This window comes from Ruegeria sp. N8, assembly GCF_056531325.1.
In genome coordinates this window covers 53,515-76,664 of sequence record NZ_JBQFLQ010000012.1, presented here as the reverse complement: position 1 = coordinate 76,664, position 23,150 = coordinate 53,515, and the positions used below count along the sequence as shown (strand labels likewise).

Annotated in this window: 26 protein-coding genes and 1 tRNA gene; 20 read left to right on the top strand and 7 right to left on the bottom strand. The window is 54.6% G+C overall.

Features of this window, described 5'->3' with window-relative positions:
* Positions 1 to 14 precede the first annotated feature (14 nt).
* Positions 15 to 91 (top strand) — tRNA-Met (locus ACR0C5_RS17915).
* Between the two features lie 157 nt (positions 92 to 248).
* Here ACR0C5_RS17915 and ACR0C5_RS17910 read toward each other — a convergent pair.
* The gene (locus ACR0C5_RS17910) at positions 249 to 743 is read right to left on the bottom strand and encodes a hypothetical protein (protein WP_480878152.1); all 495 of its coding nucleotides are present in this window, start codon (positions 741 to 743) and stop codon (positions 249 to 251) included.
* 161 nt (positions 744 to 904) lie between these two features.
* Between ACR0C5_RS17910 and ACR0C5_RS17905 the strand changes: the two genes are divergently transcribed.
* Both ACR0C5_RS17905 and ACR0C5_RS17900 read left to right on the top strand, forming a co-directional pair.
* Positions 905 to 1,282 carry a SnoaL-like domain-containing protein gene (locus ACR0C5_RS17905; protein WP_480878149.1) on the top strand — a complete coding sequence of 126 codons (378 nt, stop codon included), beginning with the start codon at positions 905 to 907 and terminating at the stop codon, positions 1,280 to 1,282.
* A gap of 88 nt (positions 1,283 to 1,370) precedes the next feature.
* On the top strand, positions 1,371 to 2,216 hold the full coding sequence (locus tag ACR0C5_RS17900; protein WP_170791649.1) for a universal stress protein: 846 nt from the start codon (positions 1,371 to 1,373) through the stop codon (positions 2,214 to 2,216).
* Between the two features lie 55 nt (positions 2,217 to 2,271).
* On the opposite strand, the gene ACR0C5_RS17895 is transcribed toward ACR0C5_RS17900, so the two are convergent.
* On the bottom strand, positions 2,272 to 2,835 hold the full coding sequence (locus ACR0C5_RS17895) for a flavodoxin domain-containing protein (protein ID WP_480505673.1): 564 nt from the start codon (positions 2,833 to 2,835) through the stop codon (positions 2,272 to 2,274).
* 327 nt (positions 2,836 to 3,162) lie between these two features.
* Entirely contained in the window at positions 3,163 to 4,467 is a 1,305-nt protein-coding gene (locus ACR0C5_RS17890) for a ferredoxin reductase family protein (RefSeq protein WP_480878147.1), read from the bottom strand.
* 280 nt (positions 4,468 to 4,747) lie between these two features.
* On the opposite strand from ACR0C5_RS17890, the gene ACR0C5_RS17885 reads away from it, so the two are divergent.
* Both ACR0C5_RS17885 and ACR0C5_RS17880 read left to right on the top strand, forming a co-directional pair.
* Positions 4,748 to 5,251 carry an Hsp20/alpha crystallin family protein gene (locus tag ACR0C5_RS17885; protein WP_170787350.1) on the top strand — a complete coding sequence of 168 codons (504 nt, stop codon included), beginning with the start codon at positions 4,748 to 4,750 and terminating at the stop codon, positions 5,249 to 5,251.
* 559 nt (positions 5,252 to 5,810) lie between these two features.
* The gene (locus tag ACR0C5_RS17880; protein ID WP_480878144.1) at positions 5,811 to 7,064 is read left to right on the top strand and encodes a S1 family peptidase; all 1,254 of its coding nucleotides are present in this window, start codon (positions 5,811 to 5,813) and stop codon (positions 7,062 to 7,064) included.
* Here the strand turns inward: ACR0C5_RS17880 and ACR0C5_RS17875 are convergent, their stop codons facing one another.
* Positions 7,065 to 8,681: an MFS transporter gene (locus ACR0C5_RS17875; protein WP_480878142.1), complete on the bottom strand. Its 1,617-nt coding sequence runs from the start codon at positions 8,679 to 8,681 to the stop codon at positions 7,065 to 7,067. It lies immediately after the preceding gene.
* 43 nt (positions 8,682 to 8,724) lie between these two features.
* Complete coding sequence (locus ACR0C5_RS17870; RefSeq protein ID WP_480505683.1) at positions 8,725 to 9,945, bottom strand: APC family permease; 1,221 nt, start codon at positions 9,943 to 9,945, stop codon at positions 8,725 to 8,727.
* Between the two features lie 437 nt (positions 9,946 to 10,382).
* Between ACR0C5_RS17870 and ACR0C5_RS17865 the strand changes: the two genes are divergently transcribed.
* Both ACR0C5_RS17865 and ACR0C5_RS17860 read left to right on the top strand, forming a co-directional pair.
* A complete protein-coding gene (locus ACR0C5_RS17865; RefSeq protein WP_170791644.1) occupies positions 10,383 to 11,987 on the top strand; it encodes a Na/Pi cotransporter family protein in 1,605 nt (534 codons plus the stop codon).
* A 114-nt stretch (positions 11,988 to 12,101) separates the two neighbouring features.
* Complete coding sequence (locus ACR0C5_RS17860) at positions 12,102 to 12,509, top strand: c-type cytochrome (protein WP_170791643.1); 408 nt, start codon at positions 12,102 to 12,104, stop codon at positions 12,507 to 12,509.
* Here ACR0C5_RS17860 and ACR0C5_RS17855 read toward each other — a convergent pair whose 3' ends face one another.
* The gene (locus ACR0C5_RS17855; RefSeq protein WP_480878139.1) at positions 12,510 to 13,682 is read right to left on the bottom strand and encodes a cation:proton antiporter; all 1,173 of its coding nucleotides are present in this window, start codon (positions 13,680 to 13,682) and stop codon (positions 12,510 to 12,512) included.
* Between the two features lie 200 nt (positions 13,683 to 13,882).
* Here ACR0C5_RS17855 and ACR0C5_RS17850 point away from each other — a divergent pair, with 200 nt between their 5' ends.
* From ACR0C5_RS17850 to ACR0C5_RS17825, 6 genes are all read left to right on the top strand, one after another.
* Complete coding sequence (locus tag ACR0C5_RS17850; RefSeq protein WP_480878137.1) at positions 13,883 to 14,332, top strand: phasin family protein; 450 nt, start codon at positions 13,883 to 13,885, stop codon at positions 14,330 to 14,332.
* Between the two features lie 57 nt (positions 14,333 to 14,389).
* Positions 14,390 to 14,797 carry a universal stress protein gene (locus ACR0C5_RS17845; RefSeq protein WP_480432990.1) on the top strand — a complete coding sequence of 136 codons (408 nt, stop codon included), beginning with the start codon at positions 14,390 to 14,392 and terminating at the stop codon, positions 14,795 to 14,797.
* 706 nt (positions 14,798 to 15,503) lie between these two features.
* Positions 15,504 to 16,382: a LysR family transcriptional regulator gene (locus ACR0C5_RS17840; RefSeq protein ID WP_170787338.1), complete on the top strand. Its 879-nt coding sequence runs from the start codon at positions 15,504 to 15,506 to the stop codon at positions 16,380 to 16,382.
* A complete protein-coding gene (locus tag ACR0C5_RS17835) occupies positions 16,379 to 17,287 on the top strand; it encodes a DMT family transporter (RefSeq protein WP_480860740.1) in 909 nt (302 codons plus the stop codon). Before ACR0C5_RS17840 ends, ACR0C5_RS17835 begins: the two co-directional genes overlap by 4 nt.
* 64 nt (positions 17,288 to 17,351) lie before the next feature.
* Positions 17,352 to 17,630, top strand: coding sequence for a hypothetical protein (locus tag ACR0C5_RS17830; protein ID WP_480878134.1), 279 nt, complete (start codon positions 17,352 to 17,354; stop codon positions 17,628 to 17,630).
* A gap of 79 nt (positions 17,631 to 17,709) precedes the next feature.
* Complete coding sequence (locus tag ACR0C5_RS17825; RefSeq protein ID WP_170775255.1) at positions 17,710 to 18,123, top strand: universal stress protein; 414 nt, start codon at positions 17,710 to 17,712, stop codon at positions 18,121 to 18,123.
* A 5-nt stretch (positions 18,124 to 18,128) separates the two neighbouring features.
* Here ACR0C5_RS17825 and ACR0C5_RS17820 read toward each other — a convergent pair whose 3' ends face one another.
* Entirely contained in the window at positions 18,129 to 18,461 is a 333-nt protein-coding gene (locus tag ACR0C5_RS17820) for an ArsR/SmtB family transcription factor (RefSeq protein ID WP_170775386.1), read from the bottom strand.
* A 231-nt stretch (positions 18,462 to 18,692) separates the two neighbouring features.
* Between ACR0C5_RS17820 and ACR0C5_RS17815 the strand changes: the two genes are divergently transcribed.
* The 7 genes from ACR0C5_RS17815 to ACR0C5_RS17785 all read left to right on the top strand — a co-directional run bounded on the left by ACR0C5_RS17815 (position 18,693) and on the right by ACR0C5_RS17785 (position 23,133).
* Entirely contained in the window at positions 18,693 to 19,025 is a 333-nt protein-coding gene (locus ACR0C5_RS17815) for an AtpZ/AtpI family protein (RefSeq protein WP_170791637.1), read from the top strand.
* Positions 19,026 to 19,027: 2 nt separating this feature from the next.
* Positions 19,028 to 19,786 carry a F0F1 ATP synthase subunit A gene (locus ACR0C5_RS17810; RefSeq protein ID WP_170356118.1) on the top strand — a complete coding sequence of 253 codons (759 nt, stop codon included), beginning with the start codon at positions 19,028 to 19,030 and terminating at the stop codon, positions 19,784 to 19,786.
* Between the two features lie 69 nt (positions 19,787 to 19,855).
* Complete coding sequence (locus ACR0C5_RS17805; protein WP_005981269.1) at positions 19,856 to 20,080, top strand: F0F1 ATP synthase subunit C; 225 nt, start codon at positions 19,856 to 19,858, stop codon at positions 20,078 to 20,080.
* Positions 20,081 to 20,166: 86 nt separating this feature from the next.
* The gene (locus tag ACR0C5_RS17800) at positions 20,167 to 20,718 is read left to right on the top strand and encodes a F0F1 ATP synthase subunit B' (RefSeq protein ID WP_170787327.1); all 552 of its coding nucleotides are present in this window, start codon (positions 20,167 to 20,169) and stop codon (positions 20,716 to 20,718) included.
* Between the two features lie 5 nt (positions 20,719 to 20,723).
* Entirely contained in the window at positions 20,724 to 21,284 is a 561-nt protein-coding gene (locus ACR0C5_RS17795; protein ID WP_170787325.1) for a F0F1 ATP synthase subunit B, read from the top strand.
* A gap of 90 nt (positions 21,285 to 21,374) precedes the next feature.
* Complete coding sequence (locus ACR0C5_RS17790; RefSeq protein WP_480878130.1) at positions 21,375 to 22,190, top strand: hypothetical protein; 816 nt, start codon at positions 21,375 to 21,377, stop codon at positions 22,188 to 22,190.
* Between the two features lie 91 nt (positions 22,191 to 22,281).
* Complete coding sequence (locus ACR0C5_RS17785; RefSeq protein ID WP_170775267.1) at positions 22,282 to 23,133, top strand: glycosyltransferase family 2 protein; 852 nt, start codon at positions 22,282 to 22,284, stop codon at positions 23,131 to 23,133.
* Positions 23,134 to 23,150 lie beyond the last annotated feature (17 nt).

Below are 23,150 nucleotides of genomic sequence, written 5' to 3'. Positions count from 1 at the left end.
AAATCTGACTCTGACGCGGGATGGAGCAGCCCGGTAGCTCGTCAGGCTCATAACCTGAAGGTCGCAGGTTCAAATCCTGCTCCCGCAACCAGCGTCAGAAATCCCCTACACAGCCCGGTCAGACTAAAATTGATCCCCCGGATCAAGTGCTTAACGTCGCCACCGCGTCAGGCTCAAAACCTCAAAGCAAGTGCGCCAAAGCATACTCCAGAAACCAACACGGTTAACAAAATGCCGAACATGCCGCCTCACGGCGACTTTAGTTCATTCTGGGCCAACCCAATCATCGCTGCCACGGCACCCTGGAGTTCGATCTGAACGCCGTCCCTCTCATGCAAGACCGTGACCCGTTCGATAAGGACCCGGATGATCTCCAAAGCTCCTGTGAGGATCGACGGGTCCGATAACGCATGTGCAAGACTAGCAACATTGGAGCGATAGAGCTCGGACAGGTTCGGGTGTAGTCGCACTGGTGAAGGCGCAGGCTCAGACAGCTTCGCATCAAGACCGGCGATCTGCGCTTCAAGCTCTTCGAGCCGCGTTTGAAGGCCGGGGGTGCGAATGCCCTCTGCGATTGCATCATAGAACCCATTCAGTTTGCGCGCCGCTTTGTCCCGCTCGGATTGCAGACGGGTCCGGGCTACCTCCGCTGTGCCTGCTTCCGCGTTGGCGGCTTCGCTGAAGGACTTTATGAAAGCGGCCACTGCGTCGGGCTGCATCAGACTCTGACGAAGCAAATCCAAAACGGCGTCTTCCAGAACATGGCGGCGAATAGATTGCCTATGCGAACAAGTGCCGAGTTTGCGAGCGGCGCCCGGCTGTTAGGGAGATACGCTCATTGATCCTTGTCAAGATAAGCGCGGGGAAGACGTGGTACAGTCAATGGTAATCTAGGGGGAGATTCATGGAAGAGTTAGTTGAAATCGGAAGATCGTTCGTCAAGTCCATGCGTGAGCGCAGAGGCCTTGGAAGTGTTGATGAAATGTATGCCGAAAACGCTCAATCGATTGAGGCAGTTGTGCCTCCGGTCAGACAGTTCCGCGTTTCTAAGGGGCGAGAAGCCATCAAGGGGAAGAGAGAAGATTGGTTGGCCTCGCACGAAATTCAGGAACTCGACGTGGATGGCCCTTATGTCCACCCTCCCAACCGTTTTGGAGTGCGCTTCAGGGCTGAAGTGATTCAGAAGGCCACCGGAGAGCGTATGACCCTGCGCGAGATCGCTGTGTATTCAGTGGCAGAAGGCAAGATTGTGCTGGAAGAGTTCTTCATGCTGCCGAAGTAAGAAGCGCGACCGACAACATTGTCTCTTTGTTGACCTAGTCAGTGCACACGAGTCTTGGACGAAGTGAAATCCCGGACGGAGGTCGGGAATGCAACACAGAACAGTGGTATATTATGTAGGAGTCGATGCTGACGATGCGTCGATATTGGAATGCGCGGAAACTGCCCGTACCCAGAACGGCCACTTGAATTGCGTAGTGATCGCAGCTTTACCTAAACTGCCTTACCTAAAGTATGGATCAAACAGGTTCGTTGAGGCGGGTCTTCCTTCAAACTGGTTGGATGTCCTTAACGCAAGAAATGCTGCCTTGAAGTCCCGCGCCACCGAAGTTGAAGCGCTTCTGGCCGCGCGGGGTGTATCGGCAAATGTAAACGCCTTTATTGGATCTGGAACAGAGTTACAGCATCTTGTGGCAGGCCAAGCCAAATGCTGTGATATCGCCTTTCTTGACGCTGAATTGCGAAAAGATCCCGATTTGTTTCATAAGGTCGCGTACGGAGTATTGTTCCATTCACCGGTCGCCCTGATGATCAATGGAGACCCGTTTGCCCAACGTGAACGCATTGTTTTGGCATGGAATGATAGCCTGCCTGCGTCCAGGGCTGCGCATTTAGCTTTACCCTTTTTTCTGGCGGCCAAGGAAGTTGTGGTTGGGTGTTTTGATTTGCGGTCGTCTGATGACGTCGAAGGCGAAGAGCCCGGAACTGAGGTTGCTGGATGGCTCCGTCATCACGGTTGCAAAGTGACCGTGTCGCAGTTTCCATGTGGTGGGGACTCGATCGAACACTGCATTCAGGATCGCGCAACAGAATTGGGGGCCGATCTCGTTGTTATGGGCGCTTATGGGCATTCCCATCTGCGTGAGTCACTCTTTGGTGGAACGACGCAAGCAATGTTGGAGCAGACAGGGTTGCCAGTGCTTTTCGGACACTGATGAAGTGAACCGGCGACTGTGATTTTCTGGTAAGTACGAGAGTAGCCAGCTGTTACTAGGATATCGCTTGAGATTGATGCTGATTGGCCCGGCCGTTTCCACCAAGGAAATCTATCACAATAGACGTTAATTCGTCCCAATCAGTAAACTCCCGCGCTCCATCTCGTGGATCGATTTTTCGACCCAGCAAGACGACGTGTTTTAGGATTTCCCTCTCAAAATATCCGTAGCTTTCGGGCCTCACCGCGCCTGCGATCAATGCCGTCGCATTTGGTTCCAATCCTGTTCGCATAAGCATTTCTTTGAGATAGTCGCGCGCTTCCTCTCGACCTGAAGCAAAAGCTGCCTTTAGACCGACGGAAAGCACGAGAGATTTTCGTTTCATTAAGGCATCTCTATTTGACGCAACATAAGCCTCAAAGGACTCGGGGTGCCTACGCTCGTGGACCGGAGCCAAGAGAATGACCTTGGCCACATCGTCAAGCGACACGTGGTCGTGCATTTCGTCAGTATTGATCAGCCGTGTGTTGAAGCCGGCTTCCTTCACGATATCGCCGATGAAACGCGCAATCTTTGCCGTCTGACCTTCGACTGTAGCGAAGGCGATGAGTACGGTCATTCCGATCCTCCCATAAATCGGTCTGAATAGATTTCCAATTATGAATAAGTGGTGTGTGTTGCCCTTGATCTCCATCAAAGGCGTTACTTGGGAGAGTTGTGGTGCGTCCTGTCTGTCCAAGCAAAGCTTGTTTTTAAGGAAATTCGTAACGGCATGCATCTGCAAGAAAATCTGCCTTTTTTCGACTGGCAATTACAAGGCTAGCCATGGCCTAATGGTCCGTCTGGCTACCTTAAGGAAAAGGCCAAGACAGCGACAAAGATTGCAAAGTTGATAAACCACACTGCGAATTTCACCTGTTGGCGTGCGGGCAGGTTTCTAAGCAATCTAATCATAGTCGAACCTTTCAGACAAAATCCGATGGGGCGCGGTGCCCCGCGTGATCAGATGATCTTCCACGGCGTCCATCATGGCAGGCGGGCCGCAGAGAACAAAAAGCCAGCTTTCAAATTGTTCAGAAGACAAATTGCGGTCCAACAGGGGACCGTCGATTAAACCTGTTTCTCCTGACCAATCCTTTGGCGGTTCGGATAGAACAAATACTGTTTCTTCCTTGGACAACTCCTGAGGATAAACAATCTGCTCCTCCACGCGGTTGCCATAGATAAGCTTGAGATCCCGCTGTGTATCACTCAACCGTACCTGTCGCGTGATGCTTAACATCGGCGCGATACCCACACCACCTGCGATCAGAACGATGCCTTTCTCAGGACGGTGGCTGATCGACAAATTTCCGTGTGGGGCATCCAGATAGACCGGGGTGCACGGAGCAATTTGTCCGAGACCGCATGTGAAATCCCCAAGTTCCTTAATCACAAAGGACACTTCGGGGCCTTCAGCTGGTGCTGAACTAATCGAGAATGGGTTTTCGTGCAGCGAGAAAGCACTGTGGCCGACATTTAGCCAAGCAAACTGCCCTGCTTCGAAAGTTAGTCCGGTGTGACCATCGGGCTTGAGGCGCAACTCCCATTGCCTCGGTGTTAGTCGAGACACAGAAGTAACGCGCCACGGCCTTTTCCTCTGACGCAAAGGGTGAACGAGATAGACATACAGCAAGGTCCCTACAGCAATAGTGGTCAGGGCAAGCCAGAGAAACGTCATTAGCGGATGTCCACCGTAGCGCCCAGCATAGACCGTGTGGTGCAACAGCAGGCAGGCAATCACCAAGGCTCCCAGCCCGTGCAAGAGGCGCCATGTCTCGTACTTGTAATCAAGGGATTTACGGGCAATTGCCGAGGCGACCAGAATGAACAGTAAAAAATATGCGCCGATGCCCGACGCCAGGGCAGAAAAGTCGGTCGAAATAGTAAGTTGACTTGTTTCATCCCACGGGCGGCGTCCGCCAGATGGCGTACCCTGGTACAGCAGCGGGTGTATTAGCGCGAAGCCAAGCGCTGTACGCGCCATCATCTGATGCACCCGCATGGTCACATCCATACCCAGACCGGAAGAGATGAACATGAACCGCCCAGACAGCAAGAACTCAACTAGTATTATTGAAAAAGCAAGCATTCCAAGCCCGGACGCGAGCTCTTGATGAAATGATCGCGGTTGCCATCCCAGAGACCAGGAAAACCCCAAGGGGGCCAAGATCAGCAAAACGTAGATCAGCGCCAGATAAGGCCATTTCATACGGCTTTGCTCCAAATTTCTAAAGGTAAGCAACCCGGGCTCATTCAGAATAAACGCTAAGCTGACATGGGGCTCCGATCAAGACTACTGAGATTGGTCTGAATTGCAGCAAGACAGGGCAAGTATGTTTGCCGACTGTTCCCGTTTCTGTTCGTCCGGTCGGTACGTGCGATCTGGCTAAAGCTGAGGCTGCATGCTTGCGCAAGATCAAGGTCATTGACCGCTTTTCCTGTCATAATATTGCGCGCGCGAAATCCGACCAAAGGAGGAGGCTCAAAAAATGCTAGAAGACAAAAAGTCCCCGCAACTTTTCACTGGAACGCATCCGCTCTCCGACAATTTTCGACGTGAAATGGAAACTCTGATGTCGCGGTTTTTTGGGGGAGGATCGCCTTTCCTACCCATGGAAACGGCTGCGCAACGCACGGGTTTTCCGTCTCTTGATATGACAGGCGCGATATCTCCGGCAATCGATGTCCAAGAGACGGATTCTGCGATAGTCCTTACGGCTGAATTGCCGGGGCTCGAAGAGGATGATGTGGAAATTGAAATCAAGGATCGCAGGCTAATCCTGCGCGGTCAGAAGAAGATTGCGCATGACGAAACGGGCGATCTGCGTGTCAGCGAAAGAAGCTACGGCAGCTTTTCCAGAGCCATGTCGCTGCCAGATACTGTGGAAGTCGACAAGGTTTCAGCAACATTCGACAAGGGTGTTCTGCGTATTCAAATGCCGAAGAGTGAGCCTCAGGATCCAAGCCGTAAGATCAAGGTATCGTCGAAATAGACAGACTGTTGGCGCGATACGGTGCTTGAAAATGCCAAAGCAGAGGGCCGATCATGGATCGGCCTTCTTCGAGCTGTGGTCTGATAGTTGTTTTTGGTTGAATCCGGGCAGACATCGCAGGTGCTTGTTTAAATGAGCTTTTTTGTACATTCGCGTCAAACCATGGGTTTGGTGTTGCGGCGTGGTAGAATGCCCTCACGCGTTTGGATAGGGGGCCACAATGCGCAAACCAAAAGTGAGCGACATGATACCCCCAGTGAATGGTGGTGAAGGCGAGGTGCGGGCCTTTCTGGAGAGCCTTACAGGTCCATCGCGCGGAAACGTGAACTGGCTTGTCGACAATGCCCTGACTGTCTCTGTTAGTGAAGGCAGGGTGCTAAGCCTGCGTCTTAAAGAGGACCTGCCTCCTCATGACAACGATATAGCTACCCTTCAGTGGGCTGACGATCGTTACACGATAACCGCTACAGCGGGACGCAATCTGTGGGTGAACGGGCAAAAAACTTCTTCGACGTCTCTTAATCATGGTGACATGATTGAGTTCGGAGAAAAGGGCCCCATGTCTCGGTACAGGTTGTGCGATCACTCATTTCCCGCGCACCATACAGTCGAGGATATCCTCAGCGACGCATATGCTTATACCCGAACGAGCCGTCGACCCTTCGCCAAAAAGATGTCTGGTGCCCTGCGCGACGGTGGGTGGCGGCTTGCGTCTCAAACCACGGTACTGTTCAGGATCACGGTTCTTGCAACGCTTCTTGTGATCGCGGGGTTTGGGTACCTGCTTTACCAAAACGACCGGCGCTTGGCGGAGAGTATCGAACAGGAATCCCGCAAGATCGAAGCGGTCGCGGTTATGCTCGCTCAGACGCGGGAAGATGCGCTGACACCTGATGACTTGTCTTCGTTGCGTGACGCTTTCAAGAACCAGCTTGTGACGACCGAACAACGTCTTGGAACCTTGGAACAACAGGCTGGAGCGCCCACGCGGGTGATAGCTGCCTCTACCCGATCTGTCGCTTTCCTTCAGGGGGCTTACGGTCTGCGCCACGTTGAAAGCGGGAAGATTCTACGGCACGTTGTGGGGCCAGACGGCGAAAACCTTAAAACCCCGTTTGGCCAGCCTTGGATCGAACCGGATGGGACCGGCGAACCTGCAGAATTTCAGTTCACCGGAACAGGATTTTTGATTGCTGGGGTACCGTTGATGGCCACCAACCGTCATGTTGCGTTGCCGTGGACATCAGGAGACCGAGAGAAGGCGCTGAGAGACGCGGGTCTTGAGCCAGAGATGTTGAGGCTGCTGGCCTATTTGCCTGATCAGACGGAACCAATAGAGGCGCGGCTGCTTCGGTTCAGCGAAGCGGCAGACTTGGCGATTTTGGAAGTTGAGCCAAGCCGCGTTCAGGACCTCGGAATTCCGTTAGCGGATGCCACGTCGCGCGTAGGTGAAGAGCTTTATCTGTTGGGATACCCAACGGGTTTGAAAGCATTGATCGCGCAGGCTGGTCCCGGCTTTTTAGAGGGATTGGAGGCAGACGGGACGTTGAACTTTTGGTCGATCGCGTCCCGGCTTTCCACACAAGGCAAGATTCATCCGCTAGCAAGCCGTGGGATCGTTGCGCGGACAAGTGAGAGCGCAATCGTTTATGACGCTGAGACCACGACCGGTGGGAGCGGAGGACCGGTATTGAACCGGCGTGGTGAGGTCGTTGCCATCAATGCTGCGATCCTGCCCGAGTTCGGTGGTTCCAATATCGGCGTCCCGGTCTCACACCTCAGAGCTCTGCTGGAAGAGGTGGAAAGTCAGTGATCATTCGCTCGTTCGAAAACGCGAGATTTGAACAAAAAACACTGTAGCGAGTGGAACGATCACTGAGATCAGTGCCACGCAGATCAGCAGGAATCCAAGTTGACTGTAGTCCGCGGTTGATGTGATCTCACCGGTCTCAGGGTTGGTGACGGCGCGTGTGACGACAAATGTCTGGTTGAGATACTTGGTGCTGAGGCTGCTGGCCGACAATGCCATGTTGGTAAACGATGCCATCACTGCAAAAAAGGTGGCTTTCAACTGAACGGGTGCATTGCGGGCGATCCAGGCCAACATCGGGACCATAGCAATCTGCCCAAGCGGCGATTCAACGGCTGTATCAAGAATGGCAATGAACCTCGCGTCGACAACTCCGCCGGTACGCGCTGCCGTCCATTCATGCACGCCGTAATATAAGGCGAGGTTGGGCAGGGCGAGAACGCCCGCGGCGATCGTTAACAAAACCACCACATGTGCAATAGAGCGATTGGCCATAAATGGCCGGAGAACGATCAACCCCAATAATGCCAGCAGCGAAGTTAATAGTGCCAGGATTGCCAGGAACTGTTCATCGAACCCCAGTTCATCGATTTCGAACCAAGTCAGACCAGGCCCCGGCAGAGGAACGGCGCGGAATACGAAAATGATTGTCGCTGTCCCGATCAGGGCCTTGGCTTGGGCTGGTTCCAGCTCCTTCAGCAGACGCGACATCAGGTACAGAATTACCGTCAAAGAAACTGCAAAAACAGTCTCTTGCGCAAATTCGAAATCTGCGGTCCCCAGCACGATGCTTAGCAAAACGAATGCAAAGCCACCCAGCAAAATGGACCATTTGACTTCTGTGACTTCATCCAGTGTGTGGGGCAGATGACCCCGCCTGGCAAGTTGACGCTGGATCAAGCTGTGAAGAACGACCCCGCTGACCGACAACACCGGGATGGCCAGAGCTATCAGGTACACTTGGCCATAAAGCGCAAGGCGCTCGGATTTTTGCAGACCTTCAGTTCCAGAGAAAATCCAGATGTTCACAGCCGCAACCGCCGCAAACCCGGAAATGATCGAAACTCTGCCCAAGGTTTGCATTGTCGTGTGCTGTGCACGGGTTTCTTCAGGCGTAAACGGGAGGCCGTGCTGGTTAACCTTGGGGACCGCTTCGACCGTCATGGCATCCGCAACTACGTCTTGAATGGCATAGCCTGAAGGCGCCAGCAGCAGGGCTAGGACATACCAGTCTTCCAGTGGCATGAAATTGGACATCACGGCAGGCGCGGTCACGAGACCGTACATTGTGAGCAAAGACAACGTGATCAGGGATGCGCCAAACAGGATCAGCAGGGACTTCCAGCGCCAAAACAGGTCCACGACATGACCAAGCGGCATTTTGAGGATCCAAGGGATGCCGGCCCAAAATGCCAGTCCTGCAACGAAAGAGGCGGATAAATCGAGATAGTCTTTTAGGAAAAAAGCGCCGACGACCGAGGTCAGGCCGGACACGCCGGCCGCGAAATAGACCATTAATGGCGGCAAATAGGACCATTGCAGCTGCTGAACCAGATCCACAAAGGTTCTATGCCACCAGCCCGAGAGTTTTGATCTTATGGAAGTTTGGTCGGTCGTCATATGCCGTGGTAGCTCTTGGAAGCCTTTGGGTCGATGTATTTAGTTAGAGAAATCCAGATCCGAAAAGCAATGCACTGGTGATCACTCCAAGTATCGGTACCACAAGAGGAACGCGGAAGTGCTTGACAGCCTCGTCCGGCCGCATCTTCAGCAGGATCAGAGAAATGTTGACGAGCACAAAGACGCCCAGAACGATCTGGGATGTGCGCTCTGCCAGAGTACCAATCGGCATAGTTTGGGTCAGCAGTACGATGATCGCGACGACCAGCAAAGTAGCAACAACTGGTGTCTGCGTTGCTTTCGGGACAATCGCCAGAACCTTCGGCAGATGGTCACGGTCAGCGAGTCCGTAGATCACCCGCGAGGCCATAATCATCTGGATCAGTACGCCATTGACCGTCGCTACAATCGCGACCGCGGAAAAGCCCTGTTTAATCATCTCAGGGGCGTTTGAGAACACAAGCGCGAGAGGTGCTGCGGACGTCGAAAGAACATCAATCGGAACAACAAGTAGGACCGTCATTGAAGTTCCCAGATACAACACGGTTGCCAGAACGAGCGTTAGCAAAATCGCTTTTGGGATGGTGTGCACTGGGTCTTTCACCTCTTCCGCGACATTGGCCATGTCCTCGAAGCCAACAAATGCAAAGAAGGCGAGAAGCGATGCCGCGAAAATACCTCTCCACGCGTCGAGTTCCAGCGGGGGAAGCATCGAACTTACCCCGTATCCCTGCGGATCCTGAATCGACATGCCCCAGCCGATCACAAAGAGAAGACCTGCGATCTCGATGATCGTGATGACAGCCGCAACAAAGACTGACTCGGTGATCCCCCAAAGCGCGATTAGACCCATGACCAAAACGACGCTGACGGTCAAAACAGGGATCGTAAAACCGGTCAAAGCATGAAGGTATGATGCTGCGCCAATTGCAACGGCAGAGGCGGAGATAACGCCCGAGGCTGCCACCGCAAGCCCAACGAAAACCGCCATCCATCTTTTCTGAAATCCCGCTTCAACATAGGCCGCTTCACCTGCGCTCACAGGAAATCGAGTTGCGAGTTCTGCATAGGAAAGCGCGGTGAGCGATACGACGAGGGCGGCTACGACGAACGACAAGGCCGCAAACGGTCCGGCAATGTCTGCTGTTGCACCGACTAAAACGTAAATGCCCGCTCCGACCGTTACCCCAAGGCCATAAAGCGTGAGCAACGGGGTAGTAAGAGCCCGTCTGAGTTTCTGTTCGTTTGGATCAACAGAGTTCATAAGTGTTTCCAACAACTGCCGATTCAGAACATCGCCAGTGGCGTCCTTCTCGTTTTCGTCCGCGATTAGCGGAACGGATTAATCCGATGGTCAATGCTGCATCGAAGGCCTTGTGTTTCAATGTCTGGGCGCGTTGGGCACCGATCGATTAACTGGGGGCTCGCCACCACTCCTGCCGAGCCCCCTTGGGTGGAGCTTCCGCTCCGACAAAATTCCGTTCACCTTTGTGTTTGCTTGGGGACAGGTCGGTGAACGTAGACACGTTAAAACATTCGTATTTCACTATGTGATTCATTATGATGCTTTGATCTATGTCAACCAACTCGGGGGGGCGGGTCTGCGAGGCTGAGTGCAAACCACCTGTCGTTTGCCGTCGGACTTAAAGGCAAAGCAAACACGTTAGGCGGTTTGAGATTTAGGGTGGAAAGCAATTCGTGATGTTCTGGAACCTGTTACCGGCCTTAGGCGGCATCGGCCTGTTCCTTGTCGGCATGCTGTTGATGACCGACGGTTTGAAGACTTTGGCAGGGGCGAAATTGCGAGATATTCTGGGCCGGTTCACGTCGACACCGTTTACCGGGGCTGTAACAGGTGCAGTCACGACAGCTGCAATCCAATCTTCCAGTGCGACCACCGTTGCGGCCGTTGGATTTGTCGCGTCTGGTCTGCTCACGTTTCCCCAAGCGCTTGGGATCATCTTTGGGGCCAATATCGGAACGACCATGACAGGTTGGCTCGTCGCGCTCTTGGGGTTCAAGCTGGACCTGGGGCAAGTGATGTTGCCTGTTGTTTTTTTTGGGGCTTTGCTGGCGCTTTCAGGAAGAAAAGCGGTTTCCGGCCTTGGGTTGGCATTGGCCGGGTTCAGTCTGATTTTCATTGGGATCGAACAACTCAAATCCGGGTTGGACGCATTTCAGGGCGTAGTTACTCCTGCCGATTTTCCACCAGACACACTGCTGGGCAGGTTGAAGCTTGTACTGATCGGCGTCCTCATCACGATGGTGACGCAGTCTTCGAGTGCTGGCGTTGCAACGGCGTTAGCTGCGTTGAGCGCCGGTGCTGTGAACTTCCCCCAAGCGGCGGCTCTGGTCATTGGAATGGACGTGGGGACAACTTTCACCGCTGTTTTGGCAACCTTTGGCGGTGGGACGATGGCGCGCCGCACCGGTTTTGCTCATGTGATCTACAATGTGATGACAGGGGCACTGGCATTTTTCCTGCTGGGGCCGTTTACTGCAGTCTTTGTAAGCGGGTCGGGGGCTGGAAGCTCTCTGACTGCGCTTGTCGCTTTCCATAGCTTCTTCAACGCCATAGGCGTGGCGCTGATCCTGCCGTTCGCGAAACCCTTCGCCAGATTTGTCGAGGCCCTCGTACCCAACAAAGGGGCTGAGTTGACGAGATCTTTGGATCCTCTCGTCCTCGGGATGCCAGAAATAGCTGTGGGCGCAGCAAAAGTTGCAGTCGAACAAATTGTAAGGGCCGAAGTGGCGCACCTTCGGTCATGTATCGGGGCATCTCAGCCAAGCGGACCCGATTATGGACGGGACAGCATTCAGACTGCTGTATCGGAAGCGCGCTCGTACCTAGACAAGATTGAACTGCCCAGCAGGTCCGACGCAGAGATATCCAGCATCAAGGGTATGTACCATGTCCTCGACCATCTTGACCGACTGCTTTACCGGTGTAGCCAAGATGATCGGATAAGCGAGTTACCAAAAGACCAGCGTTTGAAGCGGCTTGCTTCGGTGTTGATTGCAGCAACTGGTAGCTATTTGGAGATCGACAATCCAGTGCAGTGCGAAAACACGCTGAACCGCGTTCGCCGTTTTTTGCGACGACAGAGGAAACTTCGCAGAGACCTGCTCATCTCTGACGCTGCAACTGACAGTCTACCGGACGATGTGGTGTGGGCTCGGCTGGATGCTCTCAGGTGGTTGCATCGTGTGTCTTATCACCTCTGGCGAATTCGCTGGCACATGAACGCACTGGAAGGAGTGCCGTCAGGGCGCGATAGTGGTGAGCTCAACGAAGAAATGGCGTAGATGGCGGCTGGCCTGGATTAGACTCGGCGCGTGCAACATGAGCAAGGTCAAAGACGTTCCGTAACTGTGCTGTCTAATAGGATCATCATTTGTGGCAGCGATTTGGAGGAGAATATGCGGTCGTATCGAGGGATTTTACTGGCACTGTTCGCCACGGGGCCTGCACAAGCGCAGGAGGTCAGCGTCAGCGAAGGAAGTGAATTGTACCGGACGTATTGCTGGCAATGTCACGGTTTCGAAGCAACCGGAGACGGGCCAATGGCCGAAATGCTGGCTATTCGAACACCTGACCTTACCAAATTGGCTGGTGAGAACGGCGGTGTGTTTCCGATAGATCGCATAGCTGAACAGATTGATGGCCGTTCACAATTGCTCGCTCATGGCGGCGAAATGCCAATCTTTGGTGCGGTGTTTGAGACAGACCAACAAATTGCGGTGGCTTTGCCTAGTGGGCAACCAATGATGGTAGGCTTGCCGTTGGCGAATTTGCTCGCCTTTCTTGAATCGATCCAGTCTGAATAGTCACGGACCAATCGGCTCATCCGTGTCAGCCGTTCGTCTGATTGACATAAGTGTCAAAGGCGGCCCCAACACCTCGAAGGCAACTGTACTGGCCAGGGTAAAGGCCATGATCGACGCGGCCCAATTCGGAAATTGCTCTCCGGCGACAAGGGCCATTCCGACCGCGACACCGGCCTGTGGTAACAAAGCGGGGCCGAACCAACAGGTCTGACGGCGAGGCAGGCCGCCTAGTCTCGCTCCGCAGTAACCTCCGACAAGGCGGGCCACGGCGCGCAAGATCAGGAAAAGTGCACCAGCCCAGCCCATTAAGCCAAAGGCTTCAATTTCCAACGTGGCGCCAGCCAGTAGGAAGAACAAAATCATGAACGGCCACTGAATATGTTCGATCTCGTGAAAAGCACGATCATGATGGCGGGCAAGATTCCCGATCACTGCGCCCGCAACCATGCCTGCGACCAAGAATGAAACCTCCAGCCAAAGCGCGAGGCCCGCTGTAAGAAAGACTATTCCCACTGCTTCTGCCTGCATTGGCTCTCCCGGTTTCAAGCGGCCAGTCAGGTAAGCGGATGGCACGCCTAGTGCGGAACCCAACAAAATAGCCCCTCCGAAATCCCAAATCGCCGTGGTCGTGACTGTGGCCCAACCATCCGAATGACCGGCCAGAACTAAGGCGATGCTGAAAACTAACAGACCCCAAGCGTCATCAATTGCGACGACGCCCTTTAATGTCTCGGTGAAGCTGTTGGACACCCCAGATTGATTGATCACGTCTGTCATTGCGGCCGGAGCTGTAGCCGTAGCAATTGCCGCCAGCACCAACGCCAACCCGAAGGGTACGCCAATTGCGGTCAGTCCGGCAGACACAATAACAAGGGTTGCCACCACGATTGAAACCGAAATCGTCAGAATGGCTCGGCCATGTTGGACCAGGTTCTCGCGAGTCAAAGATCCTCCAAGAAGAAACGCGACCATCGTCAAGGCCACAATGGATATCTCGTCGAACCACATTGCAACGTCGAGTGGGATCAACCCCATTCCGGCGTTCCCGGCGATCAGACCGAGGAAAAGCAAGGTTGTAACACGAGGAAGATGCGTGGCCCGACCAAATTGATCGGCCGCCAATCCGGCAAGGAAGAGGACACCAAGGGTAATCAGAAAGCCGGCAACGTGCATAGAAAACCAAGCGTTAAGTTCTTGTCTAGATTACTCTAACTCCAACCCTGCCTGCTAGGAACCGGTGTCGGAGAGAATGCGAGCGCCCTGTCGCGGTCTAAGCCGAGAGTGCTAAAGATAAGGGTAGTTGATCTGTATTAAGGCGAAAGCATGCCGCAGGTGGCACAATAGCTTATTCAGGAAATGAGGAGGAATTTTCGATGCCGAGAAAGAAATCTAGCACAAATAGCCCGACCTCACTTGTGGATGTTTTCAAGCAAATGCAGCCGCCCATGTCTGGTGATCCGGCCTTCGGTGCCCAGATCGAACAGTTTTGGGACGCACAAGAAAAATTGCTCGAAGAAACAGAGGCCTTTGCACAGCATTGGTTCGAACGGCGTCATGAGGCGGTCCGAACGGCTCTAAAAGCTGCACGCAATGTGTCTTCCGCGCACCCGTCCGATCCCTCTAAAGCCGTTCAGAGCATGGCGGAGTGGCAGCGCCATTCGGCGGAGCGGTTGGTTGCTGACGCTCAGGAATGGTTCGAAACCGTGTCCCGTTGTGCATCTTATGTCGCTGAAACCGAAGCTGAAGCTGTTGAGAAAACAGTTGATGAGGTTGTAGCCGCTACAAAGAGCGCGGGGAAATCTTCAAAGTCCGAGCCTGTATAGGTTTCCTGCTGCCGAGGAACCAAACTGGAAACATCGGAGCAGTAGATAGGAGGTCAAATGTACAAGAATATCCTGATCCCGGTTGCTCTGGACCAAGAACACGACACACAAGCGTCGTTTGAAGCCGCGCGCCAATTGGCTGATGCGGACGCTGTATTCACCGTGATACACGTCCAAGAACCAATTCCGGCGTATGTAGGGTCTCAGATTCCCAGCGAAGTACTTGCCAATACGCGGCATGAAATCCTGGAAAACCTGCATCAAACTGCTTCTGAAATTCCAGGCGCGAAGGCTCGGCTCATCTCTGGGCACGCGGGTAGGGCTATTGTCGACTTCGCAAATGAGAGCGATGCGGATTGCATCGTCTTGGCTTCGCACAAGCCTGGTTTTGAGGACATATTTTTAGGTTCCACTGCAAACAGAGTCGTGCATCACGCCAGGTGCTCGGTTCATGTAATTCGTTGAGCCAATGTTAGCGGTGTGACGTCCCTATTGGCTGGCCCAATACTTAGTGAGCCAAATCAGATCGAAAGAAGTGGCAGCTGAGCCAAAGAACCCTCGGACTGCAGCGACATGTTTTTTGCAATTTACGTGCGGTTTCGAATTTGTTGGAGCGCTGGATTACTTTATTGCGAAGAGCAGTTGCCGATCGGTCGTTAGGAGACTTTCGACACTTGGGTTGTCTCAGCGCCAAAGACTTCGCCTTTCTTGACGCAAAGCTGTTTGATGAAGGCCAAATCCTGCACCCACTACCAATACTCCAGTTCGAATATCTAACGTTTAGCCTCGTACAGCGCCGGGCCTTTTACTTTCGCGCCAACACCACCAGAAGAACCGTGGGTCGTGGTTGACGCTAGTGAAGACTGGGCGGTTTACATTCAGTTGCTGACTCGGTCTTTCAAAAAAGACGATATCTACACTGATCTTCTGCAAGTGCAGTTTTTTTACTAAGCTTTCAGGCCTTATGCATTGGTCAAGAAGAACGCCGCTTCCACCTCTAGTGTTCGGGTTTGCGGTTTGGGCAAGGCCCATCCGGGATTCGACATAGTCAATATCTCGACCAGAAAAACGCCCAGCGATCAGAAAACACTAAACCATGCCCCTTCGCCACCGTGCAAAATTTTGCTACACCCAATTTGAGTGTTGAAATTTGCACAATAGGCAAGATGCAATGGAAAACTGGGACGAAGTGAAAACCGCCTATCAGGTGGCGCGAATGGGTACGGTTAGCGGTGCGGCGGACGTGCTGGGCGTGCATCATGCGACGGTGATCCGTCATATTGATGCGATCGAAGCGCGGTTGGGGGTTAAGTTGTTTCAGCGTCACGCGCGGGGCTACACGCCGACCGAAGCGGGTGAGGATCTTTTGCGGGTTGCGCAGGCGACCGAAGATCAGTTCAATCAGTTGGTGGGGCGGATGAAGGGGCGTGGTGACGACGTTTCGGGCGAGTTGGTGGTTACGTCACTGTCGTCGCTGGCGCCGTTGATCGTCCCGGTGCTGAGCGCATTCCAGAGACTGCATCCCGATCTGATTGTCCGCTACCTGACCGGGGATCGCTTGTTCCGACTGGAATATGGTGAGGCGCATGTGGCTATCCGCGCGGGCTCGGCCCCGGATCAACCGGACAACGTGGTGCAGCCCTTCATGCGGCAGGAGGTCGGGCTGTACGCGAGCACCTCCTATCTTGAGCAACATGGAAGGCCCGCCGGGATTGAGGATTTCCCTAACCACTATTTCGTCAGCACGGATGATGAAAACAGCCGGGCGCCTTTTTCAAAATGGTTGCGTGAAACCGTGCCCGTCGAACGGATCACATTTCGCTGCACGAATAATTTCTGCATACGCGAGGCAGTTCTGTCCGGTGCCGGGATCGGCTTTATGGCCAGGTGGGAGGCTGCGCGTGATCCAAACCTTGTCGAGGTGATTGAACCGTTGCCCGAGTGGTTCGGCAATCTGTGGCTGGTAACGCATGTGGATTTGCACCGCACCACCAAGGTGCAGGCATTTCTGTCCTACCTGAAAGAGCAGTCCAAGGATTGGCAAACATGAGCCCACAGGCACGGGGCCATCTGGCCATGCTGACATTCTCGGCACTGGTCGCTGGCAGTTTTTCCCTTGGGGCAATGATCGCAAACCAAATCTCGCCTGTCGCGGTTACAGCGGCGCGGTTCGCAATTGCAGCGCTGGTGATTGGTGCCGCTGCGTTGGCCACGACCGGGGTGCCCCGATCTGCTGCGCGGGCCCCGTGGCGGTACCTTGTTTTGGGCGGGTTGTTCGGCACCTATTTCGTATTGATGTTCGTCGGTCTGAAAACTGCACCACCGGTTAGCGCTGCGGCGGTCTTTACGCTGACCCCGGTTCTTTCGGCCTTGGCGGGCTGGGTCTTGTTACAGCAGGTGACGACCCCACGTATGGCACTGGCGCTGGTTATCGGTGCAACAGGAGCGTTGTGGGTGATTTTCCGAGCCGACTGGCAGGCCTTGATGGCGTTTCAGGTCGACCGGGGCGAGATCATCTACTTTTGGGGTTGTGTCGCTCACGCAATCTATACGCCGATGGTGCGAAAGCTGAACCGGGGTGAGCCTGCTGTGGTCTTTTCCTTCGGCACTATGGTCGCGGGTTGCCTCTTGCTGTCGCTATACGGCTGGAAGGACATAGCGGCGACGGATTGGGCAAGCCTGTCTTTGTTCATCTGGTTGGTCATTCTGTATCTGTCTGTCTTTGCCACGGCAGCCAGTTTCGTGCTGGTGCAATATTCGGCGCTGCGTCTGCCCTCGGCCAAGGTAATGGCCTACACCTATCTCGTACCAAGTTGGGTCATCTTGTGGGAGATTGCTTTGGGCCAGAAAGCCCCCGCCTTGCTGGTCGGGGTAGGGGCCGTGCTGACCGTTGTCGCGCTGGTTCTGTTGCTGAAATCCGAAGAAACGCAGGAGGCTGCGCTCGTTACCAAATGACTGTTGTGCTTTGAACAAGATATGAGACTGTAGAGCGGATACAGGTCAGATCAGAGGCACCTTGATGAAAGCGTTTTTCCCGTTAGCTGCAATGGCGATACTGACTGCGTGCACGCCGCCGCAGCCCCCCAGCGGCGTCATCAGCGAAGCCGACCTGCAAGCCAGTTGCGAGGCGCTGGTCGCGGCGGATTCCGGCATACGAGCAAGCGGTATTTCCGCGCGTCCCACTCAGTTTGAGGCGACAGGTTCGATCACCTTGGTAGATGTTCAGGGGGTATCTGCGCCTTGGCTGTGCCTTGCGGATGTGACGGGTGTGGTGACAGGTGTTGAGCCGGGCGCCTAGGCCTGCCGGTGCCCTTTGAGGCAGATCAAAGTTGTTACATTCGAATTTCCCTATGCTTTGAACAGAGGAGGAATTCACTATGTATGACCACATCATGTTCCCAGTTGATCTGCACTTGCCGCCCACGGTTCAGAAAGCTGCCGAGGTCGCCGCAGCGGTCGCCAAGTGGCAAAGCGCCAAGATTACTGTTGTCAGCGTCACCGGAATTCAACCCGGTGACCCCGTGCAGCCTGACGCGATGGTCAACGAAGATCTGCGCAACTTTGCCGATCAACTCGCTGAAAAAAGCGGGGCCGAAGTTGACTTTCGCAACATCCACTCGGTCGATGTCGGTGCTGAATTGGATGGCGACCTGACGCGCGCAGCGGATGAGATTGGCGCGGACCTAATCGTGGTGGGCACGCATGCGCCACGGATCATGGACTACATCTTTTCCAGCCATGCCGGCTATCTGGCAACGCACGCCTCCATTTCGGTCTTTGTTGTCCGTTAGGCGGTTCAATCCTCGCCCGAGGGAAGTTCAACTTCCAGAAATCGTTCGAACGCGTCCAGATTGACGGGTTCGAACTGCCCAAAACCTTGCATCCAAACCGAAGCCGTCCGCAAGGCATCCGGTTCCAGTTTGCACCATTTCACCCGCCCCCGTTTTTCCTGGCTGATCAATCCCGCCTTGGTCAGGATCACCAGGTGTTTCGAGATCGCCGCAAGCGACATCTCGAACGGTTCGGCCACGTCGGTCACGGCCATATCGTCCTCCAGCAACATTGCAAGGATGGCGCGGCGGGTCGGGTCGGCGAGGGCTGCGAATACTGTGTCGAGATCGTTGGACATGTCTTCGCTGAACCACAGCGTCGGGGTTTGGTCAACCATTTGGTTAAATATGCGGATTCAGGCGTATCCGTGCCGGACCATTAATCCACTTCCGTTTTGGGTCCGGCGGTGAAAAGATTTTAATAATAAAAATCAAATACTTAAGTGAGATGTGGGTGCGACCTATACACCGTTGACTCTGTGCCCGCATCGCCTTAGCACCCTACCCAAGACTGTGCGAGGGAAACGCCCGTGACCGATGATGACCAAAAGCAGCGTATGGCGCAGCTGGAGGCCAAGATCGACGCGGCGAAAAAGGCCAAACAGCCCCCCAAACGCGCAGACAGTGACATATCCGGTGGCGAGCTTGCCTGGAGGATGGTCATCGAAATGGTATCCGGTCTGGGGATCGGATTTGGCATCGGATACGGGCTGGACAGCCTGTTCGGGACGATCCCGATCTTTCTGGTGCTGTTCACATTGCTGGGCCTTGTCGCGGGCGTGAAGGTTATGCTCCGCAGCGCGAAAGAGGTCCAAGAGAAACAAACGGCGGCGACGGCTGCTGAGAAGGACGAGAGGGACTGAACGTGGCAACTGAGACCACCGCAGCAGAAGGCAGCAGCCTGGTATTCCACCCGATGGACCAGTTCATCGTCAAACCGTTGTTCGGCGACGGCGCAGTGGGCATGTTCACCATTACCAACGTGACGCTGTGGCTGTTCTTTGCGATCGTTGCGATTGTTCTGCTGCTAATCGTGCCGACCTCGAAGCGCGCGATTGTTCCGACCCGGATGCAGTCGGTGGCCGAACTGGCCTATGGCTTCATCTACAAGATGCTGGAAGACATCTGCGGCAAGGAAGGCGTCAAGTTCTTCCCCTATGTCATGACCCTGTTCATGTTCATCGTGACCGCGAACTTCCTGGGCCTGATCCCGACCTCGTTCACAACCACATCGCATTTCGCCGTGACCATCCCGCTGGCGCTGGCTGTCTTCCTGACCGTCACCATCCTAGGCTTTGTCAAGAACGGCGCGGGCTTCCTGAGCCTGTTCTGGGTCTCCAGCGCCCCGATGGCGCTGCGCCCGATCCTGGCGATCATCGAGCTGATCTCGTACTTTGTGCGTCCGGTCAGCCATTCCATTCGTCTGGCCGGTAACGTCATGGCGGGCCACGCGGTGATCAAGGTGTTCGCAGGTTTTGCCGCGATTGCCGTGATTTCGCCCGTGTCGGTTCTGGCGATCACCGCAATGTACGGTCTCGAGGTCTTGGTGGCCTTTATCCAGGCCTACGTATTCACCATTCTGACCTGTGTTTACCTTAAGGACGCTCTGCATCCGCATCACTGATTGGGTCTTGCACCCAGCACAGGAACGATAACCCAACATCGAAACTTCCAATTCGTAAGGAGATACATCATGGAAGGCGATCTCGCACACATCGGCGCAGGCCTGGCAGCAATCGGTTCCGGCGCAGCCGCAATCGGGGTGGGCAACGTTGCAGGCAACTTCCTGGCCGGCGCCCTGCGCAACCCTTCGGCGGCTGCTTCGCAGACCGCAACCCTGTTCATCGGTATCGCATTCGCAGAAGCCCTGGGGATCTTCGCATTCCTGGTCTCGCTGCTGCTGATGTTCGCCGTCTAATCTGCGGAACCTGATCCTTACGCGCAGGTGGGTCCAAGCCATAGCGGCCCACCTGTTGTAAAGACAACGTTCCGACGGAGGACATCATGGCGACTGAACCCCTAGCCAAAGAAGTAGCAGGCACCTGTGTTGACTCGTACGGGTCGGCCATCGGGATGCCGCAGCTCTGCTTTGATTGGTTCCCCAACCAGATTTTCTGGCTGGTCATCACGCTGGTCGTCATCTTTCTGGTCCTGTCCCGCGTGGCTCTGCCCCGCATCGCGGCAATCCTGGCCGAGCGTCAGGGGACCATTACAAATGACCTGGCTGCGGCCGAAGATCTGAAGGCCAAGGCGGTCGAGGCTGAAGAGGCCTATAACAAGGCGCTGGCCGATGCCCGTGCCGAAGCGCAGCGTATCGCTGCCGAGGCGCGTGCCGAAATCCAGTCTGGTCTGGATGACGCGATTGCAAAGGCAGATGCTGAAATCGCTGCAAAAGCGGCTGAATCGGAAAAGGCAATTGCCGACATCCGTGCCGGTGCGCTGGAAAGTATTCAAGTGGTTGCCAAGGATACGGCAACTGAACTGGTCACAGCACTGGGCGGCGAGGCGGATGCCAAAGCCATCGACGGTGCCGTTGACGCGCAGATGAAAGGATAAGTGACATGCGGAATACTCTTGCCCTTATCCTGACACTCGGCGCTGCCAGCCCCGCGCTGGCCGCAAGCGGCCCGTTCTTCTCGCTTGGCAACACAGACTTTGTGGTCCTGCTGGGCTTTATCGTCTTCATCGCGGTTCTGTTTTACTTCAAAGTGCCCGGCATGATCGGCGGCGCACTGGACAAGCGGGCCGAGGGCATTCAGTCGGAACTGGACGAAGCTCGCGCCCTGCATGAAGAAGCGCGCAGCCTGCTGGCCTCGTATGAGCGCAAGCAACGCGAAGTTCAGTCTCAGGCGGATGCCATCGTGGCGGCGGCTAAGGATGATGCTGCGCTGGCGGCTGAACAAGCCAAGGTCGATCTGGAGAAGTCCATTGCTCGTCGTTTGGCGGCAGCACAGGACCAGATCGCATCGGCTGAGGCTTCGGCCGTGAAAGAAGTGCGCGATCAAGCCATCACTGTTGCTGTTTCTGCAGCAAACGCGGTTCTGGCCAAGCAGATGACGGCTACCCAGGCCAACAAGTTGATCGACGCGGCCATCGCGGATGTAGGCGAAAAGCTGCACTGAAATCTGGACAAAGTTTGAACTTTGACCCGAAAGCTCGCTTTCGGGTCAAAGTGTTTTAGAAGACCTCTTGCCTGAATTGCTGGACTTCTTATGAACATTCTCGGCGTCGTTCGAAATGGTGGAGAATCTCTGACCAAAACGCTCTTGCGTATCGAACAACTACGGGCGCAGCTAGACAGCAGTCGCGTGATTATCGCGACCAACGATAATTCAGACAACACCGATGATATCCTGCAAGACTACGCGGCTATGAGCGCGGGTGTTGATATACTCTTTCTTGATAGTATGGCCGGCCTCTTCGAAGAACGTGTGGAGCGTATTGCTGCAGCCAGAAATACAGTTCTTGAGCACCTTCTAACCAGCAGTCCGATCCATCCACTGACCCTGGTTCTTGATATGGACGGACCCAACACGCAGATGGATCCGAGTCAGGTGTTGAACGCGGCGCTGCGTCAGGTGCCACAGTGGGACGCTGTGTTTGCCAACTCATTGCCCGCCTACTATGACCTATACGCGCTGCGATGCGCAGGCTGGTGCGAACAAGACCCGTGGCGAGAGCTTGCGGCGCTAAAGCGGCCCAGGATGTTTCGCAGTGTCTGGTGGCGACGGATGCAGCGCAAAATCATTTATAGTCGCCAATACTCGATGCCGCCTGATACGCCAATGATTGAGGTGGACAGTGCTTTTGGTGGGTTGGGCCTGTACAAGACCGAAGCTTTGCATGGTGCCACGTACCGGCCACGAAATGAGACCGGCCACGTCACTTGCGAGCACACAACCCTGCATCTTTCGCTGCGCAACGCGGGAAAGCGTCTTTTCATTGACCCCGGTCTTACGACTTTGGCACAAACCGAGCATATGGGCCCCGGCAGCGGAAAGCGCATTCCAAAGAAGCTGTTGCAATGATCAACTTGTCAGTGTTGATGCAACCGGACAGAAACTCTGTTGCTGCGTCAACGCAGCTCGGCCTTGGGTAAAAGGATTATGCATGGCGAAAATGCCCAAGATAAGTCTGGTCATTCCAAACCTGAACTGCGCCGATTTTCTCGAGCAGACCATTACGTCAATTGTCAGCCAATCTTATCCTAATCTTGAGCTGATCTTGTCGGATGGAGGCAGCACAGACGGGTCGCTTGATATTGTCGAAAGATATCGCGGGGCATTCGCACATATCATATCCGAGCCGGATACAGGGCAGGCCAACGCTGTCAACAAAGGGTTTTCACGCGCCACTGGCGAGGTGATGGGGTGGATAAATTCCGATGATGTCCTGATGTCAGGGGGGCTGGGGCTTGTTGGGTCTCTTTTTGCGCTAAAACCAAAGTTGGATTGGGTGACGGGCAAGCTCACGACGATAGATGAAACGGGGCATGTTCTGGCCTCTCGACGCCCAAGGCCGATTTCGTACCAGCGGCTTCTTGCGGGCGACTATCAATGGGTGCAGCAGGAATCGACGTTCTGGCGGCGCAGCTTATGGGATAAAGCCGGTGGACAGCTTGACGAGCGCCTGTCCTTGGCTGTCGATGGTGAGCTTTGGCTGCGGTTTTCGCGCTGCGCCGAACTAATAGCAGTTCACGACAAGATCGGTGCGTTTCGGTTCCGCAAAGGCCAGCGCTCAGAGGCCATGGACGCCTATCATGCAGAAATGCTAGCTGTGATAGCCGCTGAAAAGCAGAAGGCAGACAGCGCGGACGCAGTTACGAAATCCATTGTGGCCGCACCCACCATACTGCGGAGCCGGTCGGAAGCTGACAGCACCTTTCCCGGACTGATCGACTACGATCCTAAACCGTTGAAGCACTTGAGCCTTTGGAGACACCGGTGTGAACGAGCTATTCGGAAGCTTTGAACCTCGCTGACATTCAG

Bases quoted from the DNA above. Each gene is read 5' to 3' on its own strand.
- ACR0C5_RS17905 (WP_480878149.1), top strand. From the start codon at position 905: ATGGAAGAGTTAGTTGAAATCGGAAGATCGTTCGTCAAGTCCATGCGT.
- ACR0C5_RS17825 (WP_170775255.1), top strand. From the start codon at position 17,710: ATGTATGACCACATCATGTTCCCAGTTGATCTGCACTTGCCGCCCACG.
- ACR0C5_RS17865 (WP_170791644.1), top strand. From the start codon at position 10,383: ATGTTCTGGAACCTGTTACCGGCCTTAGGCGGCATCGGCCTGTTCCTT.
- ACR0C5_RS17835 (WP_480860740.1), top strand. From the start codon at position 16,379: ATGAGCCCACAGGCACGGGGCCATCTGGCCATGCTGACATTCTCGGCA.
- ACR0C5_RS17830 (WP_480878134.1), top strand. From the start codon at position 17,352: ATGAAAGCGTTTTTCCCGTTAGCTGCAATGGCGATACTGACTGCGTGC.
- ACR0C5_RS17800 (WP_170787327.1), top strand. From the start codon at position 20,167: ATGGCGACTGAACCCCTAGCCAAAGAAGTAGCAGGCACCTGTGTTGAC.
- ACR0C5_RS17900 (WP_170791649.1), top strand. From the start codon at position 1,371: ATGCAACACAGAACAGTGGTATATTATGTAGGAGTCGATGCTGACGAT.
- ACR0C5_RS17795 (WP_170787325.1), top strand. From the start codon at position 20,724: ATGCGGAATACTCTTGCCCTTATCCTGACACTCGGCGCTGCCAGCCCC.
- ACR0C5_RS17855 (WP_480878139.1), bottom strand. From the start codon at position 13,682: ATGCACGTTGCCGGCTTTCTGATTACCCTTGGTGTCCTCTTCCTTGCC.
- ACR0C5_RS17845 (WP_480432990.1), top strand. From the start codon at position 14,390: ATGTACAAGAATATCCTGATCCCGGTTGCTCTGGACCAAGAACACGAC.
- ACR0C5_RS17890 (WP_480878147.1), bottom strand. From the start codon at position 4,467: ATGAAATGGCCTTATCTGGCGCTGATCTACGTTTTGCTGATCTTGGCC.
- ACR0C5_RS17840 (WP_170787338.1), top strand. From the start codon at position 15,504: ATGGAAAACTGGGACGAAGTGAAAACCGCCTATCAGGTGGCGCGAATG.
- ACR0C5_RS17875 (WP_480878142.1), bottom strand. From the start codon at position 8,681: ATGACGACCGACCAAACTTCCATAAGATCAAAACTCTCGGGCTGGTGG.
- ACR0C5_RS17870 (WP_480505683.1), bottom strand. From the start codon at position 9,945: ATGAACTCTGTTGATCCAAACGAACAGAAACTCAGACGGGCTCTTACT.
- ACR0C5_RS17860 (WP_170791643.1), top strand. From the start codon at position 12,102: ATGCGGTCGTATCGAGGGATTTTACTGGCACTGTTCGCCACGGGGCCT.
- ACR0C5_RS17895 (WP_480505673.1), bottom strand. From the start codon at position 2,835: ATGACCGTACTCATCGCCTTCGCTACAGTCGAAGGTCAGACGGCAAAG.
- ACR0C5_RS17885 (WP_170787350.1), top strand. From the start codon at position 4,748: ATGCTAGAAGACAAAAAGTCCCCGCAACTTTTCACTGGAACGCATCCG.
- ACR0C5_RS17785 (WP_170775267.1), top strand. From the start codon at position 22,282: ATGCCCAAGATAAGTCTGGTCATTCCAAACCTGAACTGCGCCGATTTT.
- ACR0C5_RS17820 (WP_170775386.1), bottom strand. From the start codon at position 18,461: ATGTCCAACGATCTCGACACAGTATTCGCAGCCCTCGCCGACCCGACC.
- ACR0C5_RS17850 (WP_480878137.1), top strand. From the start codon at position 13,883: ATGCCGAGAAAGAAATCTAGCACAAATAGCCCGACCTCACTTGTGGAT.
- ACR0C5_RS17805 (WP_005981269.1), top strand. From the start codon at position 19,856: ATGGAAGGCGATCTCGCACACATCGGCGCAGGCCTGGCAGCAATCGGT.
- ACR0C5_RS17790 (WP_480878130.1), top strand. From the start codon at position 21,375: ATGAACATTCTCGGCGTCGTTCGAAATGGTGGAGAATCTCTGACCAAA.
- ACR0C5_RS17880 (WP_480878144.1), top strand. From the start codon at position 5,811: ATGTCTCGGTACAGGTTGTGCGATCACTCATTTCCCGCGCACCATACA.